Below are 16439 nucleotides of genomic sequence, written 5' to 3'. Positions count from 1 at the left end.
CCGGCCACTCTGGTTCGTTGTCGAGGTGTCAGAACTACCTCCATGAACGGAACCCCGGCGGCGCAGTATCGGCGCATCCGAAGGCAGCGATGCCAAACCGTATGGTTCGACCATCGCCTGGGCCGAATTATCATTCGAACCGAAGCATTTTGCTGGTGGGCGCTGTCCAGGTCGGATCGAGCGGTCGGAGTTCTCCGAACCAGTGCCCGCACACCTTGACGAACACACCCGCCGCCGGGGCGACCCGGATCAGATCGGCGCTGCTGTTGGGATCTTGGAGTCAGTCGACGGCCGGGGGCGAGTCCAGAGGACAGCCTACTGCTATCCAGGCTTCAGCTTCGGTATGCGGGAGGCGGGCGGGCATATCCGGCGCCCGATTCGACCACCTCGTCAGAGCGGCGGGCGTTCCTTCGCATGAGCAGTTCCGGAAACTTCGTGGCCGAAACGATCGAGAAAGTCGTCTATTGCGGCCAGGGCGGTGCTGATCGTTCCTCGCAATGGGGCTGCTCCGGCCGCGAAGGCCGCAAACAAGGTTATTGCGAGCAGACAACTCATGCCTCCGCCTTCCTCTTCACGCGCATCCGTTCGCCGTGGCCCACAGCAATGCCTCGTTCGGCTGCTGAAATGGTAAAACGTGGCTCACCGCTCCTTAACAGCGTAGATACCCGGATCCGCGATCGGTATGTCTCGAAGGGTCGAACCTGCGGGCGTCTGTTGTCTCGCAAAGACAAGTAATCGAGTACGGTCGCAGCTGTGCTTGATTCATCCGAAGTTCAAGACACCCCCGGTCACGCGGTTCATCACCTATTCCGAGACCTCGGCGACCTCGTCAGAGAATTGCCCGAGTCCATACATGGCCTTCTGATTGAGCAAGTTGCCGAACTCGCTGCCGATCAACAGCTCAAAGAGCTACTGAGTGACACCGTCGCCGCGAACGTAGACACTTGGTTCTCCGTCGTCCGTCACTCGATCCCGTTCGACCGCATGGAGTCACCGACGGCCGCCCTTGAACACGCCCGGAGGATGGCGCAACGCGAGGTACCCGTCAACGCGCTGCTGCGGGCATACAGGCTCGGGCACCAGTATGGATTGAACCTCATCATCGCTGGCCTTCGGAGCGCGGACCTACCGCCCGAGGAGAAATTGGCGCTCATTGAACACATCACCCGTGTGTCTTTCCGCTACATCGACTGGATGTCTGAGCAGGTCTTGGAGACATATCAGACTGAACGCGCGGAGTGGGACGAGCGCCGACGAAGTTTGCGTGCACAAGCCATTCGAGACATCCTCAACGGACGCGACGTAGACCTGACCGAAGCGTCGTCGGCTATGAGGTACTTCTTGGGCGCAACGCATGTGGCTCTCATGGTATGGCTCGACCGAGATGCGGGCGCCGACACCGACGAGTTCATCGCCATGGAGCGCTTCATGCAACACGCGGTCTCCGCCACTGGAGCGAAGCAATCGGTCTACTTCTCCATCGACCGCCTCGTCGGATGCGCATGGATGACGGTTCACCGCCCGTCGGACTATTTATCGCAGCTGCGCGACTTCGTCCGGGCTCAACCTGACGGCCCAAGACTTTCCGTCGGTGAACCACTTCCGGGGATTGAAGGCTTCCGCCGCACCTACCGACAGGCTGAGCAGGCCCGTGTGGTCGCGGTGGCAGCCGACGGCTCCTCACGGCACCGGATCGTCGCTGCACGAGATCCCGGTGTGGCCCTGGCCTCGATGCTGATGACCGATGACGCGACTCTGAAGGAATGGATTTACGATGTGCTGGGCCCGTTGGCTCAGAACACTGCATCGGACCAGCGTCTACGAGACACGTTGAGGGTGTTCTTGCGTGCCGGTTCCAGCTTCAAAGCCGCCGCCAACGAATTGCAGATACACGCCAATACCGTCAAGTATCGCGTAAATCGAGCACTCGAGCGCCGCGGTCGCCCGATCGCCGCGGAACGATTAGACGTCGAGGTCGCCCTACTGATGTGCTATTGGCTCGGCGAAGTAGCACTGAACCCAACACAAGCCTTGGGGCGGTCCTAGTCGTTCGTGTCCCGCGAACGCCCTTGCTGCGTAACTGTGCCGTCTACTGACGAACACGCCGAATCTGAGGATGGTCAGCGCGACGATCCGGCGCCGCCCGGCCTGATAATCCGAGTTCGATTCATGTTTCGACGCTGCCGCGGGGCTCTGCTGCGGGCAGGCTGATCGAGTGGAGTCGTCGATCGCCGCCGTACGGAGCTGAAGCAACCCATTCACCGAAGCTCATCGACGTCAGACACGCTCAAGCACCCATCGCGCAAGGCGACAGGCGAGTCGTGGCGCAGGTTGCGACTTGTCGGCCCAGACAACCAGGAGGCATAAGCCTTGATCCACCGATGAGCTGTCGTGGCTGAGGCTGGAATGGTTTGGTGGTCGCTTGCTGGCTGTGAGCAGGGGGTATCGGCTGGTCTGTCCAGCTTTTTCCTGTGTGCTCCGGTCGTGGCCTTTCGGCGGATTGGTCAGGTGGGGGCGGTTGCTGGCGGGCTGTGGCCGATGGTGTTGCGCCACAATCGGAGCCAGTGCGTCGCCCACGGCCAGTGGGCTGGTAGGTGCAGGATGGGTCGGCGTTGGGGGCGGGCCAGTCGGGCCGGGATGGTGATGAGGCGTCGGCGCAGGGTGGCGCCGCGAGCCACCGCGTGTGCACCGCCGGCCAGGATGCCGGCGGCGCGCTGCAGGTTGTGGGCGATGGCCGCGCACAGTATCCAGGCAGAGTTCGCCCCGAAACGTCCCGAGGGCATGTGGGCCAGGGGTCCGTCGATGAGGTCGGCGAACACGGTTTCGATGATCGCGTGGCGGCGGTGAGTGATGTCAGCGACGTCGACGGGTTCGTCGGTGTCGGTGAAGAACGGGTGATATCGCCAGACCGGGAACAGGGCGTCGGGGTATCGGGCGTCTTTGACCCGGCGCACGATCAACCGTGCCGTGATCGGAGTCTTCGTGGAACTGAAAGCGGTGCAGGTGGTTTCGGCGACTTCGGCATCGGAGATCCAGGCACCGGTGTCGGGATCGCGGCGGGATAGCACACCGGGATCCACGCGGTGTCATTGATGTCGGCGATGGCCGCGACGACTGCGGCGGTCTTGGTCAGCACCAGCGAGAACCGGGCACCGGCGCGGCGGCAGGCGGTGACCACGCTGCTGTTGCCGTAGGCCGAGTCGCCGCGCACCAGGATGCGCCCGGTGACACCGGCGCCGCGGGCGGTGGCGACGGCTTGGGCGATCATGCGGGCCGCGCCTTTGCCCGAGTTGGTCTTGCCCGCCCGCAGTCGTGCTCCGGTGATCACCGGAGCGCAGTGTTCGGTGCTGATGGTGGTCACCAACGGGGAAAGACCCTTGCGCAGGATCTGCTTGCCGGCGATTTTGGTGTGGCCGTAGCTCGCACCTTGTTTGGCCTGGCCGTAGACCGGGCGCAGCAGTGAGTCGATGTCGATGAACACCCGCCCGTCGGCGCCGGGCAACAGATCGACACGCTCGCACAGAGCGCCCACGTGCTCACTGAGCACCGACTCCAGTTGCCGGGCATGGCCGAAGGTGAACTCCCGCAACAAGGTTCCGATGGTCGACGGGGCGTACACCTCGCCGAACAGGGTCTTCATCCCGCCGCTACGAACTACGTCGAGGTCGTCGATGCTGTCCGCGCCGGTGCACATCCCGGCGATCAGCGTGGTCAGCTTCGGCGACGGATTGGCCGCACCGGACTTGACCCGCTCGCAGCTGAACCGAACTTTGTCGGCCAATGACGATGACAGTCCGGTCTGCTCGGCAAGGGCCATCACCGGTACCAGGCCTGCGCACGACACCAGACGCTCATCATCGAAGACCGCCGACGATGCGGCGAACCTATGGGACACTTGCACCGGAAGTGCCTTTCCGAGTTGTGCCGATAAGTGCGTAGAGAACACTCATCATCGCAGCTCAGAGGGCACTTTCCTCATTCCGACACCCCACGACCAGCCAATTCATCGGTGGATCGAGGATAAGAACATCCGACAAGTGGCGCGCGTGGTCTTGCCACGCGCTAGACGTTAGCGACGATTAACATCTTCAGCTATTTGCAGCGGCGACCGTGGCTACTCGTCGTGACAACACTTCCCAAACCCGCGCTCCGCCTCCGGTGTCGTGCCTCAGCGCTGGACGACGCCGCCCTCGACGCCGGTGAATCGCTTGCGCAGCTCGGTCTTGAGGAGCTTGCCGGTGGCGTTGCGGGGCAGCTCGGGAAGGAGGTGCACTTCGCGGGGGCACTTGAAATGCGCCAGCCGTTCGCGGCACCAGGCGATCAGTTCGTCGGCGCTGGGTTCCTGCTCGGCGGCTGGGTCGGCCACCACCACCGCGACGACGCGCTCACCCCACTTGTCGTCCGGACCGCCGACCACCGCGGCGTCGAGCACACCGGGGTGACGGAACAGCACCTGCTCGACCTCGATGGGGTAGACATTTTCCCCGCCCGAGATGATCATGTCCTTCTTGCGGTCGACGAGCGTGATGTAGCCGTCGGCGTCGATCCGGCCGAGGTCGCCGGTGTGGAACCAGCCGCCCCGGAAGGCCTCGGCGGTGGTCGCCGGCTTCATCCAGTACCCGACGAACACGTTGGGTCCGCGCACCAGGAGTTCGCCGACGGTGTCGGCCGGGACGTCCCGGTCGTCGGCGTCCACGATGCGGGCATCGACGTGCATGGCGACCCGGCCGATTGATCCGGCCCGCGTCGTGATGTTGGCGGCGTCCAAGACCGAGACCATGGGTGCAGTCTCGGTCATCCCAAATCCCTCGGTGAAGGGGACGCCACGTTGCTGCATGAAGTCGATGACAGTCAGCGGCATCGGTGCGCCGCCGCCCATGGCCAGACGCAACGCGGAGAGATCGTAGGAGTCGAAGTCGGGCACCTGGGTCAGCGCCGACCACATCGCCGGCACCATGAACTGGACGGTGGCGCGGCTTTCGGCCATCGCCTTGAGCGTGCTCACCGGGTTGAACGACGGGAGGATCACGCTGGTCCCGCCGACGTAGAGCAATGGCAGCGTATGTACCCCGAGCCCGCCGATGTGGAACATGGGGGCGACTGCAACAGTCACGTCGCTGCCGGTCAGGCCTTGTTCGGCGCCCAGCACGTTGATGGCGTTCCACAGTAGGTTGTCGTGGGTGAGGATGGCGCCCTTCGGGCGGCCGGTGGTGCCCGAGGTGTACATGATGAACGCGGCGTCGCGGCCCTCGACGTCGCTGTCGAGAGGCTCGGGGGCGCCGCCGGAGAGCAGGTCTGGGTAGGCGATCTCGCCGTCGGCCGGGGCGCCCCCGGCCCGGACCGTGTGGCGGACCCGGACCCCCGGCTCGGCCAGCGCGCTGACCGCCGCCGCCGCGAGCGGCTCGTGGAACACGAACACGTCGGCGCCGGAGTCGGCGAGGATGTAGCCGATCTCCGGGCCTGCGAGTCGGACGTTGATCGGGATGGTGATGGCGCCGATCTTCGCGCAGCCGAGGAGGACCTCCATGAACTCGACCGAGTTCACCAGCAGTATGGCCACCCGGTCCCCCTTGCGGACGCCGAGACGCAACAGGTTCGAAGCGACCTGGTTGGTGCGCCGATCGAAGTCGGAGTACGTGAAGCTGGTGTCACCGCAGACGAACGCCGTGCGCTGCCCGTTGAGGAAGGCCCGTTTGGTGACCCACTGACCGATACCGCGATCCATGTTGATTTGCCTCCTCGGCAGTTTTGGTTGACAAATGCTCGGTAAGGCAGGACCCGGCCCCGGCGGGCGACCGATCACCACCGTCCGTCTTGTAGACCGAAGCGGACACGAACGGATGAAGGATGCTCAGTATGAGCGGGGCAGGTTCAGGCTGTGCTGAGCCACATAGTTGAGGATCATCTCTCGGCTGATCGGCGCGGTGCGCATCAGCCGCACCGGGCCCCAGAGAGTGGCCAGCCCGTACTCGGTGGCCAACCCGTTGCCGCCGTGGGTCTGGATCGCCTGGTCGAGGGCCAGGATGCCGGCCTCCGCCGCAGCGTATTTGGCCATGTTCGACGCCTCCGCGGAACCGGGGTCGCCGGCGTCGTGCAGTGAGGCCGCCCGCTGGGTCATCAGCCGGGCCAGCTCCAGCTGGATCTTGGCGTGCGCAAGCGGGTGGGACAGGCCCTGGTGGGCTCCGATCGGCACGTCCCAGACCTTGCGCTCGCGCGCGTAGGCCGACGCCTTGTCCAGCGCGTAGCGGCCGATGCCGTTGCCCAGGGCGGCGCCCATGATGCGTTCGGGGTTGAGGCCCATGAACACCTGACGCAGACCGTCGTTTTCCGCGCCGATCAGGTTCTCGGCCGGCACCCGCACGTCGTCGAAGAACAGCGTGAACTGCTTCTCCGGTGTCACCGCCTGCACCGGGATGAGGGTCTTGGTCAACCCGGGCGCGTCGGTCGGGACCACCAGCAGGCTCAGCCGTCCGCGGCCGCGGTCGTCGGTCGCGGTGCGGGTGACGACCAGGATGGCCTCCGCCTCGTCGACGCCGGAAATGTAGTACTTGGTGCCGTTGAGCACCCAATCCCCACCGACGCGCTTGGCGTGGGTGGAGATGTTGTGAGAGTTCGAGCCCGCATCCGGCTCGGTGATCGCGAACGCCATGATGATCTCGCCGCTGGCGATGCCCGGCAGCCAGCGCGCCTTTAGCTCGTCGCTGCCGAAAGCCTCGATGATCGTGCCGCAGATGGTGGGGGAGACCACCGTCATCAGCAGCGGGCAGCCGGCCGCGGCCAGTTCCTCACCGACGATCTGCATGTCGTAGATGCCGCCGCCACCGCCGCCGTACTGCTCGGCGATGTTGACCCCGAGGAACCCCTGCTTGCCCACGGCCTGCCAGAGTTCCGAACTCTTCTCCCCGCCGAGCGACTTGGCCACGTAGTAGTCGTGCCCGAAGTCCTTGGCGATCTCGGACACGGCCTTGCGCAGCGCTCGCCGTTCCTCGGTCTCGTGCAGTTCCATACCGCTCTCCTACTTCGAAGTCACCCGCCACCGGGGCCGGTGACGGGTCTGATGGTGCTCAATCCTCGTCTGCACTGTCGGCCGCTCCGACCACCGCGAGGGCATCGCCGGTGGACACCTGCTGACCCACCTCGACCGAGAGTTCGGCGACGATCCCGTCGATCGGGCTGGCGATGGTGTGTTCCATCTTCATCGCCTCCACCACGACCAAGGCCTGCCCGGCCGTCACGACGTCGCCCGCGGCGACGGGCAGCCGGATCACCGAACCCGGCATAGGCGCCGTCAGCGAGCCCGCCGGCTTGAGCGTGCTGGGGTCCAGGAACCGCGGTACCTGGGTGAACGCAGTGGACCCGGCAGGGCTGTCAACGTAGGCGATGTCGCCGTCGAGGACGACGTCGTAGCCGCGCCGTACCCCGCCGGTCTCCAGGACCACCCGGTCCGGCCGCTGCACGAGCACCCTGACGTCCTCGACCGGTTTGCCGTCGACTTCGACCTCGACGCCGTCGCGGAGCAGCGCATAGCCCACCCGACGCTCGCGGCCGTCGGCGGTCAGCCATCCGGTGGACTGCAGTTGGGACGGGTTGTTGCGCCACCCGGCAGGCAGCGTCGGCTGGACGGGGGCCGCCGCGCGGCGTCCCGCGACCTGGGCGAGTGTGGCCGCGATGGCGTGCAAGCCCTCCCCGTCGCGGTCGATGAGGGCTGCGCCGAGGTCGGCCACGTCGTGGCGGTCGAGGAACCCGGTGTCGGTGCCGCGTCCGGCGAACTCGTCGTGGCGCAGAACGCGAACCAGCAGATCCCGGTTGGTGGTGAGTCCGTGGATCCGGGCGCCGGCGAGCGCGGCGGACAGCGCGCCGAGCGCCTCGGCGCGGGTGGGCGCCCAGGCGATCACCTTGGCCAGCATGGCGTCATAGTGGTGGCTGACCACCGAGCCGTCGCGCACGCCGGAGTCCACCCGGACCCCGACGTGGTCGGGGATCTGCATCGTGCGCAGCGTTCCGGTCTGCGGCAGGTAGCCCTTCGTGGGGTCCTCGGCGTAGAGCCGGGCCTCGACCGCGTGGCCGGTGATCCGCGGCTTGCTCACCTCGGCAGGCAGTGGCCGACCCATCGCCACCAGCAACTGCAGGCGCACGAGGTCGAGCCCGGTGACGAGTTCGGTGACCGGGTGCTCGACCTGCAGCCGGGTGTTCATCTCCAGGAAGGCGAACGTCCCGTCGTCATCGCCGCCGTTCGCGTCGAGGACGAACTCGACCGTTCCGGCCCCGACGTAACCCACGGCCTGTGCCGCCGCGACCGCCGCCGCGCCCATCCGGGCGCGCAGGTCGTCGTCGACGACGGGCGAGGGCGCCTCCTCGATGACCTTTTGGTGGCGGCGCTGCACCGAGCACTCCCGCTCGAACAGCGAGACAACCGTGCCGTGCATGTCGGCCAACAGCTGGATCTCAACGTGGCGGGGACGCTGCACGTACCGCTCGAGGAACACCGTGCCGTCCGAGAACGCCGACATCGCCTCGCGCGAGGCCGAGGCCACGGCTCCGTCGAGGTCGTCGGCCGACTCGACAACCCGCATGCCGCGCCCGCCGCCACCCGCGCTCGCCTTGACCAGCAGCGGGTAGCCGATCTCGGCGCCGAGCTTGCGCAGCTTGTCGGGGTCCAGGCCGGTCGCGTCGCCGCCCGGGAGAACCGGCACGCCCGCATCGGCCATCATCGCCTTGGCCGTCAGCTTGGAACCCATCGCGTCGATGGCATCCGGCGGCGGGCCGACGAACACGAGCCCGGCGTCGGCGCAGGCCCGCGCGAAGCCGGCGTTCTCCGACATGAAGCCGTAGCCGGGATGCACGGCGTCGGCGCCGGTGAGGAGGGCGGCGGCGATCACCCGGTCACCGTCGAGGTAGGTCTCCGCCGGCGAGGAACCCGGTAGCCGGACGGCCTCGTCGGCATCGTCCACGTGCCAGGCGTCGGCGTCGGCGTCGGAGTACACGGCGACGGTCGCGATGCCGAGTTCGCGACAGGTGCGAAACACGCGTCGGGCGATCTCTCCCCGGTTGGCCACCAGCAGCTTCTTGATCACGGGCATCGCCATCACATCCGGAACACGCCGTAGCCACGCTGGCCACGGATCTCGCTGTTGTGGACCACGGAAAGGCAGAACCCGAGAACGGTACGGGTGTCGCGCGGGTCGATGATCCCGTCGTCGTAGAGCCTGCCGCTGTTGGCCAGCGCCAACGACTCACGCTCGATCTGGCCCTCGACGGCAGCGCGCATCTGGGCGTCGGCCTCCTCGTCGAACGGGAGCCCCCGGTCGGCGGCCGACTCGCGGGCCACGATCGACAGCACGCCCGCGAGCTGGGCCGGGCCCATGACGGCCGAACGCGAGTTGGGCCAGGTGAACAGGAAGCGGGGAAAGTAGGACCGCCCGCACATCCCGTAATTGCCCGCACCGTAGGACGCGCCCATCACGATCGTCAGGTGTGGGACAGCGCTGTTGGAGACGGCGTTGATCATCTTCGCGCCGTCCTTGATGATGCCACCCTGCTCGTACTCCGCGCCGACCATGTAGCCGGTGGTGTTCTGCAGAAACACCAGTGGCGTGTCGATCTGGTTCGCCAGCTGAATAAACTGGGCGGCCTTCTCCGCCTCCTCGCTGAACAGGATTCCGCGCGCGTTGGCAAGGATCCCTACCGGGTATCCGTGGATCGAGGCCCAACCGGTGACCAGCGAGGTGCCGTATAGCGGCTTGAACTCGTCGAAGGCGGACCCGTCCACGATTCGGGCGATGACATCACGTGGGTCGAAGGGAACCTTCGGGTCCACCGAAGCGATCCCGAGGAGTTGGTCGGGGTCTCGCAGCGGGGGGGTCGGTGGCTGTGTCGGGCCGGGCCCGAGCTTGCGCCAGTTCAGTCTGGCCATGATGCGCCGCCCGATCCGGATGGCGTCCTGCTCGTCCTCGGCCATGTAGTCGGCCAGCCCGGAGGTGCGGGCGTGCATGTCGGCGCCGCCGAGCGACTCGTCGTCGGACACTTCGCCGGTCGCCATCTTCACCAGCGGCGGACCACCGAGGAAGACCTTGGACCGGTTGCGGACCATCACCACGTAATCACACATGCCGGGGATGTACGCGCCGCCTGCCGTCGAGTTACCGAATACCAGCGCCAGTGTCGGCAGGCCCTGCGCGCTGTGCTGGGTGAGGTCGTTGAATAGCTGGCCCCCGGGCACGAAGATCTCGGCCTGCGTGGGCAGGTCCGCCCCGCCCGACTCGACGACGTTGATGATGGGCAGCCGGTTCTCGCGGGCGACTGCCATGCCCCGGAACACTTTTCGGAAGGTGTAGGGGTTCGAGGCTCCGCCGCGCACGGTCGGGTCGTGCGCGATGATCATCGACTCGACGCCTTCGACGATGCCGATGCCGACCACAACGCTGCCGCCCACCGGAAACTTCGTGCCCCACGCCGCGAACGGACAGAGTTCCAGGAAGGCCGTGTCGGGGTCGATGAGCAGCTCGACGCGCTCCCGAGCCAGCATCTTGCCGCGGCTACGGTGCCGGGCGACGTACTTCTCGCCGCCGCCACCGTTGGCCAGCGCCAGCTGTTCGGCGAGCGCATGGAGCTGCGCGATGAGTCCCTCGCGATTCTCGAGGTATACCGGCGCGCGGGTGTCGACCCGGTCGGGCAGGACGTCAATCAACTTTCCTCCAGGTGACATCAACGTCGATCTCCTGACACGCTACGTTATCGGTCATTAACATTCGACGACAATGGGGTCGACGTGGCAATCGTGCCGTCCCCGAGTGATCACAGCAGGAGCAACTCACATGAAACAGCCGGATCAGCGGGAAGCGGAGGCGGCCGCAGCCGACCCGTGGATGACGCCCGAGCGCATCTCGTTGCGCAACCTCGCGATGTCGTTCACCCAGAAGGAGATCGTTCCTCACCTGCAAGACTGGGAGGACGCCGGAGAGCTCCCTAGAGAACTCCACCGCCGCGCAGCCGCAGCGGGGTTGCTGGGCATCGGGTTCGCCGAAGAGATCGGTGGCTCCGGCGGTGACCTGCGCGACCTGGTGCTGCTCACCGAGGCCGTGATGGAGGCCGGCGGCTCGTCGGGCTTACTGGCCAGCCTACTTACGCATCACATCGCAGTGCCCCATATGGCCGCGCAGGGCGATCCCGAGCAGATCCGCAGCTTCGTGGCGCCGACCCTGGCCGGGGAGAAGATCGGCAGCCTTGGCATCACCGAACCCGACACCGGTTCTGACGTCGCCGGCATCCGCACTACCGCACGGCGCGACGGCGACCACTACGTGGTCAACGGTGCGAAGCTGTTCATCACCTCGGGTGTCCGCGCCGATTTCGTGACCACCGCCGTGCGTACCGGCGGCCCGGGCCCGTCGGGGATTTCTCTGCTCGTGGTGGAGCGTGGCGCCACGGGTTTCTTGGTCTCGCGGGCACTGAAGAAGATGGGCTGGCTGTGCTCCGATACCGCCGAACTCGGATTCACCGACGTGCGCGTGCCGGTGGTCAATCTGGTTGGCCCCGAAGGCAGCGGATTCCTGCAGATCATGCAACAGTTCCAGGTCGAACGTGCTTTCATCGCCGTCCAGTGCTACGCCACGGCCCAGCGCTGCCTCGACCTGACGCTGGATTGGGTGAAGAAGCGCGAAACCTTCGGTCGACCGCTATCCACCCGACAGGTGGTGCGGCACAAGATCGTCGATATCGCGACGGCCGTCGACGTCGCCCGTACGTACACCCGTGCCGCTGTGGACCGCATCGTCGCCGGAGACACCGACGTGCGGATGGTCTCGATGGCCAAGAACCAAGCCGTAGAGGCCTGCGCGCTCGCCGTTGACACGGCCGTCCAACTATACGGTGGCATGGGCTACCTACGCGAGACCGAGGTCGAAAGGCACTATCGCGATTCGCGCATCCTGGGTATCGGGGGCGGCACCACCGAAATCATGAAGGAGATCATCGCCAAGCAGATTGGCCTCTGAGTGAAGCCGCCATTCGACAGCAGGAGCGTCGGCTTGGCAGGTCGACGAGACGGACCTTCCACCGTTTCTAAGGTAAGTCAACGGTGTGTCACGACCCCTGCGGCCAATGCAGCCTCCGCCACCGGGAAATTGCCTCCGGAGTACCAGCTAGCCAAACTTATCAACCACGTAGCGGCGAGCCAGCGTCTCAGCAAGTCTACTCGTATGTTCGACGATGTCGACCTGACTTACATCGACCAGTAGTCCTGCGTGCCAAGCGCTGATCAGTTCGACGAAGCCGCCGACCGCTACAAACGTGTCCATACGCAGAGCCATTTCGTCTGCGTCAGGCTTCAGATGCGGCTTGCTGGCGGCCATGACGAGCTGGGTTGCTTCCTGCAAGGCCACCGCTCGGCGATCTTGCAATGTTGAACTGCCGACGTGCTGTGTCAGCAGGATCTGTGCTCGCCCGGCATCCTGCGCGATGCGGAGAACAACGATCGAGATTGCGGCGCGAATGGTTTCGATCGGTGGTTGACCGACGCGTTCGGCAAATGTTGCCGAAACCTCGCCGAGCATCTCGTCCCGCACGTTGTCCCACGCTGCTACGAGCAACTCATCGCGCGTCTTGAACTCCTCGTAGAAATATCGGTCGTTCAGCGCGGCTCTGGAGCAGACCCCACGCATTGTCACGGCAGCCCATCCGCTTTCCGTCCAGATCTCCGTCGCCGCGTTCACTAGGCGCCGCCGCCGGTCAGCCCGTCGTTCGGCGCCAGTACGCCCGCCCCACCTTGCTGCCTTTGTCCGCACGAATACATCTTGACAAAGGCAGGAGCGCCGCATCAAACTGGTGGCAGGCGACCACAATTGTGTTCGCCGCCACCAGATGGCTGCAGGCCGGCTTGTCTCACAGGTCAGGCGTCGCCGTAATCTGCAAAGGATTCAGTAGTGATGGATATCTTGAGGTGGGACAGACCGCCTCGCCTGAGCCGCCGCGCCAACGCGGTCGTAACGGGAGCGGGCAGCGGAATTGGCCGTGCCTTCGCGGTGGAGCTCGCCCGTAGAGGTGGACGAGTGGTGTGTGCCGACATCGACCCGGTGCGTGCCAAGGAGACGGTCGGGCTCGTCGTCCAAGCCGGCGGCGAGGGGCTCGACATCGCATGCGATGTCACGGACGAAGAGCAGGTCCGCGAACTCGCCGACAGCGCCGAGAAGTGGTTCGGCGCGGCAGCCAGCCTGGTGATCAACAACGCGGGCATCGGAATCGGTGGCAATGTCATCGGCGCGACGCCCAAGCGGGACTGGGAAGCGACACTTTCAGTCAACTTGTGGGGAGTGATTTACGGCTGCGAGATCTTCGTACCGCGACTTCGTGCGAAGGGCAGCGGGGGAATTATCAACGTCGCATCGGCTGCAAGTTTTGGAGCAGCGCCCCGGATGGGTGCCTATAACGTCAGCAAGGCCGGCGTGCTCTCGCTATCCGAGACTTTGGCGGCCGAGCTGAGTGGTACTGGTGTGGCGGTGACTGTACTGTGCCCGACATTTGTCAAGACCAACATCGTCGATAACCCTGGTATTGAGGAGTCGGCCGCCAAGCTGGCAACGAATTTGATGAAGTGGACCGGCGTGTCGGCGGAATCGGTGGCGCGCAAAACGTTGGACGCGAACGATCGCGGTCAGTTGCACGTCCTACCCCAAGTCGACGCGAAGATTCTCTGGTTATTTAAGCGGGCAGTGCCTGCCACGTATACCCGTGCGCTCGGTTTGGTTGAGCGAATCGCGCGCTAAGTCATTCCAGACAAAGACAAAGGAGACTCCAATGGCATTCAAATACAGCGATATGCTCGAGACGATCAAGAATCGGCAGTGGGCGCTGGCCGACATCGATTGGGATGCGCCGGGCGCCGATAAAATCACTGATGAGCAGCGGCCCGAACTGAAGCAGTTCATGGCTGACGTGGTGTGGATAGAACACGTCGGTGCACGCGCGTTCGCCGCCATGGCGCCGAAAGCGCCGTTCGAGGCTCTAGGTGACATCTACCGGTATTTCCATGCCGAGGAGCAGCGGCACGCCAACGCGGAGCTGGCGCTCATGCAGCGGTGGGGGATGCTCGAGGAAGGGGAAATCCCGGTGCCGAACAAGAATATTCGACTGGTCATCGAGTGGATCGACCGATACGCCGAGGCCCTCCCGCTGACGGTGATCGGAGCGGCGATCCCAGCCTTGGAGACTGCGCTCGACGGAGCATTGCTCAAGTTCCTTCTCGACGAGGTGCAGGATCCGCTCTGCGCCGAGGTCTTCAACAAGGTCAACAACGACGAATCGCGGCACTTGGCAGTGGGATTCCAGGTTCTGAACGACCTCGGCGCCAGCCCCATGCGCATTCATGCGACTCAGACGATGGGGGCGCTCATCGACCCGAGAATCCTTCTCGGCGGCGTCCTCTACGTGCCGTTGCTCACCAGGATGTTGACCAATCTCAACGCCATGGGATTGTCGGAGGAGAAGCTCTACAACGCGGTGATGCGGTACGAGAACGTCGGAGATCGTAGTGAGTTCACGCGCCGCGTTCCGGGCTACCACATCTTGAAGGCTCACATGTCCGCCAGCATCAAGCGTTCTCAGCCATTGCATTTCATTTCGCAGCGGCTGGGTACCGCGATCGACCACTTCCCCACCGAGGTGCTCGGTAAGTCACCGACGTGGACAGAAGAGCTGACCTACGAACCGGTGGCCAGATGAGCGACACCACGACCGTCTTGATCGTCGGTGCGGGTTTCGCCGGCCTGGGAACCGCAATCCGGTTGCTACAACAGGGTATCGACGATTTCGTTGTCCTTGAACGTGCCGACGAGGTGGGTGGTACCTGGCGGGACAACACCTATCCCGGCGCGGCGTGCGACATCCCGTCGCTGCTCTATTCCTACGGGTTCGAGCAAAATCCGGACTGGTCCCGCGCGTATTCGGGCAGCGCCGAGATCCTCGGCTACATCAAGACGATGGTCGACAAGTACTCGCTGTCGCGTTTCATCCGGTTCGGAGTGAACGTCACCGGTCTGGAGTTCGACGAGGAAAGCGCACTGTGGACGGCGCAGACAGCTGACGGCTCGCAGTTCACGGCGCGCACCGCAGTGATGGCCAGTGGGCCGCTGGCGAATGCGAGCCTGCCGGACATCCGCGGACTGGACACCTTCGATGGTCACAAGATCCACAGTGCGCGTTGGGATCACGACTACGACATGAGCGACAAACGTGTCGCCGTGATCGGCACCGGAGCCAGCGCTGTTCAGATCATTCCCGAACTGGTGAAGACTGCGCGGTCGGTCAAGGTCTTCCAACGCACCCCCGGCTGGGTCCTCCCTCGGCCCGACTTCTCCCATCCGCAGTGGGTGCGGACGGCGTTTCGTCGCTTGCCTCGCGTGCAGAACGTCGGACGGCAGGCGTGGTTTTGGGGCCACGAGCTCATGGCCGTCGGCATGGTCTGGGATACCCCGGTCACCACTGGCATCCAGCTACTGGCGAAGGCGAATTTGCGGAGGCAGGTATCGGATACTTGGCTCAGGCGCCAGCTGACGCCGAACTTCCGTGCCGGCTGCAAACGGATGCTGATGAGCAGCGATTACTACCCCGCTCTTCAGCGCGACAACTGCAAGCTCGTCTCATGGCCGATCGCGACCCTGTCGCCGAATGGCATACGGACCGCAGATGGCATCGAACACGAACTGGACTGCATCGTCTTCGCCACCGGCTTCGATGTATGCAAGGCTGGCACACCTTTTCCCATCCGAGGCGCGCATGGTCGTGAGCTCTCCGACGAGTGGTCCCAGGGCGCCTATGCGTACCGGAGCGTCACCGTCGCAGGCTATCCCAATCTTTTCTTCACCTTCGGACCAAATTCAGGGCCCGGCCATAACTCGGCCCTCGTGTACATGGAGGCCGAGATCAACTACATCGTCAAAGCCATCGGCGCGATCATCGCGAATGATCTCAGTACGCTCGAGGTCCGCGAAGATCGGCAAAATAATTACCACGGCGAGGTACAGCAGCGGTTGGGAAGTACGACTTGGAATTCGGGTTGCAAGAGCTGGTACCTCACGAATGACGGATACAACGGCACCATGTACCCCGGTTTCGCCACCCAGTTCAAGCGCGCACTGTCCAAGGTCGACATGGGTGATTATGTAACGACCCCGACAACCGCACGAACTGAGCACCACCCAACCGAACACGCCCAAAACGGCTCGAATGTGGCCAAGGTTGCCCAGGGCCGCAAGGCCAAGGTAGCCCAGGGCCGAAAAAGCGCAGGCGCCCTGCCAACGCGGTCTGACGTCAAAGCCGACATCCTGGACGTGGGCGTCGGGAAGGTACCGCCTAAGCGCGCAGCCTCGAGAGTGAGGAAAGACGCTTGAGTGTCCATGTTGCGGGCGACGAGAATGCCCCCACCTCCGGAGCCCCTACGTACGAGG

General features: G+C 64.8%; 11 protein-coding genes and 1 pseudogene. 6 read left to right on the top strand and 6 right to left on the bottom strand.

Features of this window, described 5'->3' with window-relative positions; genetic code table 11:
* Nucleotides 1-435 precede the first annotated feature (435 nt).
* Both KXD97_RS04770 and KXD97_RS04765 read left to right on the top strand, forming a co-directional pair.
* On the top strand, nucleotides 436-735 hold the full coding sequence (locus KXD97_RS04770; protein ID WP_131805205.1) for a hypothetical protein: 300 nt from the start codon (nucleotides 436-438) through the stop codon (nucleotides 733-735).
* A gap of 18 nt (nucleotides 736-753) precedes the next feature.
* Complete coding sequence (locus KXD97_RS04765) at nucleotides 754-2046, top strand: CdaR family transcriptional regulator (RefSeq protein ID WP_078290120.1); 1293 nt, start codon at nucleotides 754-756, stop codon at nucleotides 2044-2046.
* Nucleotides 2047-2504: 458 nt separating this feature from the next.
* Here the strand turns inward: KXD97_RS04765 and KXD97_RS04760 are convergent.
* The 5 genes and pseudogenes from KXD97_RS04760 to KXD97_RS04740 form a co-directional block, all read right to left on the bottom strand.
* Nucleotides 2505-3901: pseudogene (locus tag KXD97_RS04760) on the bottom strand (IS1380 family transposase).
* A gap of 267 nt (nucleotides 3902-4168) precedes the next feature.
* A complete protein-coding gene (locus KXD97_RS04755) occupies nucleotides 4169-5725 on the bottom strand; it encodes a long-chain fatty acid--CoA ligase (RefSeq protein ID WP_067992169.1) in 1557 nt (518 codons plus the stop codon).
* A 126-nt stretch (nucleotides 5726-5851) separates the two neighbouring features.
* Nucleotides 5852-7006, bottom strand: a complete 1155-nt coding sequence (locus KXD97_RS04750) for an acyl-CoA dehydrogenase family protein (protein ID WP_067992172.1) — start codon at nucleotides 7004-7006, stop codon at nucleotides 5852-5854.
* A gap of 58 nt (nucleotides 7007-7064) precedes the next feature.
* Nucleotides 7065-9080 carry a biotin carboxylase N-terminal domain-containing protein gene (locus KXD97_RS04745; RefSeq protein ID WP_172527842.1) on the bottom strand — a complete coding sequence of 672 codons (2016 nt, stop codon included), beginning with the start codon at nucleotides 9078-9080 and terminating at the stop codon, nucleotides 7065-7067.
* Nucleotides 9081-9085: 5 nt separating this feature from the next.
* Entirely contained in the window at nucleotides 9086-10687 is a 1602-nt protein-coding gene (locus KXD97_RS04740) for an acyl-CoA carboxylase subunit beta (protein ID WP_067992181.1), read from the bottom strand.
* Nucleotides 10688-10793: 106 nt separating this feature from the next.
* Between KXD97_RS04740 and KXD97_RS04735 the strand changes: the two genes are divergently transcribed.
* On the top strand, nucleotides 10794-11993 hold the full coding sequence (locus tag KXD97_RS04735; protein ID WP_370492758.1) for an acyl-CoA dehydrogenase family protein: 1200 nt from the start codon (nucleotides 10794-10796) through the stop codon (nucleotides 11991-11993).
* 147 nt (nucleotides 11994-12140) lie between these two features.
* Here KXD97_RS04735 and KXD97_RS04730 read toward each other — a convergent pair whose 3' ends face one another.
* Entirely contained in the window at nucleotides 12141-12815 is a 675-nt protein-coding gene (locus KXD97_RS04730; protein ID WP_011895453.1) for a TetR/AcrR family transcriptional regulator, read from the bottom strand.
* A gap of 108 nt (nucleotides 12816-12923) precedes the next feature.
* Here KXD97_RS04730 and KXD97_RS04725 point away from each other — a divergent pair, with 108 nt between their 5' ends.
* The 3 genes from KXD97_RS04725 to KXD97_RS04715 are packed head-to-tail and all read left to right on the top strand — an operon-like array spanning nucleotide 12924 to nucleotide 16382.
* Nucleotides 12924-13760, top strand: a complete 837-nt coding sequence (locus KXD97_RS04725; protein ID WP_011895452.1) for an SDR family NAD(P)-dependent oxidoreductase — start codon at nucleotides 12924-12926, stop codon at nucleotides 13758-13760.
* Between the two features lie 31 nt (nucleotides 13761-13791).
* The gene (locus KXD97_RS04720; protein ID WP_011895451.1) at nucleotides 13792-14715 is read left to right on the top strand and encodes a hypothetical protein; all 924 of its coding nucleotides are present in this window, start codon (nucleotides 13792-13794) and stop codon (nucleotides 14713-14715) included.
* Nucleotides 14712-16382, top strand: coding sequence for an NAD(P)/FAD-dependent oxidoreductase (locus KXD97_RS04715; protein ID WP_011895450.1), 1671 nt, complete (start codon nucleotides 14712-14714; stop codon nucleotides 16380-16382). The genes KXD97_RS04720 and KXD97_RS04715 overlap by 4 nt, the downstream gene beginning before the upstream one ends.
* The last annotated feature ends 57 nt before the right edge of the window (nucleotides 16383-16439 follow it).

Source organism: Mycobacterium sp. SMC-8 (genome assembly GCF_025263565.1).
Taxonomy (GTDB): Bacteria; Actinomycetota; Actinomycetes; order Mycobacteriales; family Mycobacteriaceae; genus Mycobacterium.
The sequence above is the reverse complement of the archived record's forward strand: the minus strand, read 5'-3'. Positions and strand labels throughout refer to the sequence as shown.

Excerpts from the sequence above, each read along its gene's own strand:
- KXD97_RS04755 (WP_067992169.1), bottom strand. The coding sequence starts at position 5,725 with ATGGATCGCGGTATCGGTCAGTGGGTCACCAAACGGGCCTTCCTCAAC.
- KXD97_RS04750 (WP_067992172.1), bottom strand. The coding sequence starts at position 7,006 with ATGGAACTGCACGAGACCGAGGAACGGCGAGCGCTGCGCAAGGCCGTG.
- KXD97_RS04745 (WP_172527842.1), bottom strand. The coding sequence starts at position 9,080 with ATGCCCGTGATCAAGAAGCTGCTGGTGGCCAACCGGGGAGAGATCGCC.
- KXD97_RS04730 (WP_011895453.1), bottom strand. The coding sequence starts at position 12,815 with ATGCGGCGCTCCTGCCTTTGTCAAGATGTATTCGTGCGGACAAAGGCA.
- KXD97_RS04725 (WP_011895452.1), top strand. The coding sequence starts at position 12,924 with ATGGATATCTTGAGGTGGGACAGACCGCCTCGCCTGAGCCGCCGCGCC.
- KXD97_RS04720 (WP_011895451.1), top strand. The coding sequence starts at position 13,792 with ATGGCATTCAAATACAGCGATATGCTCGAGACGATCAAGAATCGGCAG.
- KXD97_RS04715 (WP_011895450.1), top strand. The coding sequence starts at position 14,712 with ATGAGCGACACCACGACCGTCTTGATCGTCGGTGCGGGTTTCGCCGGC.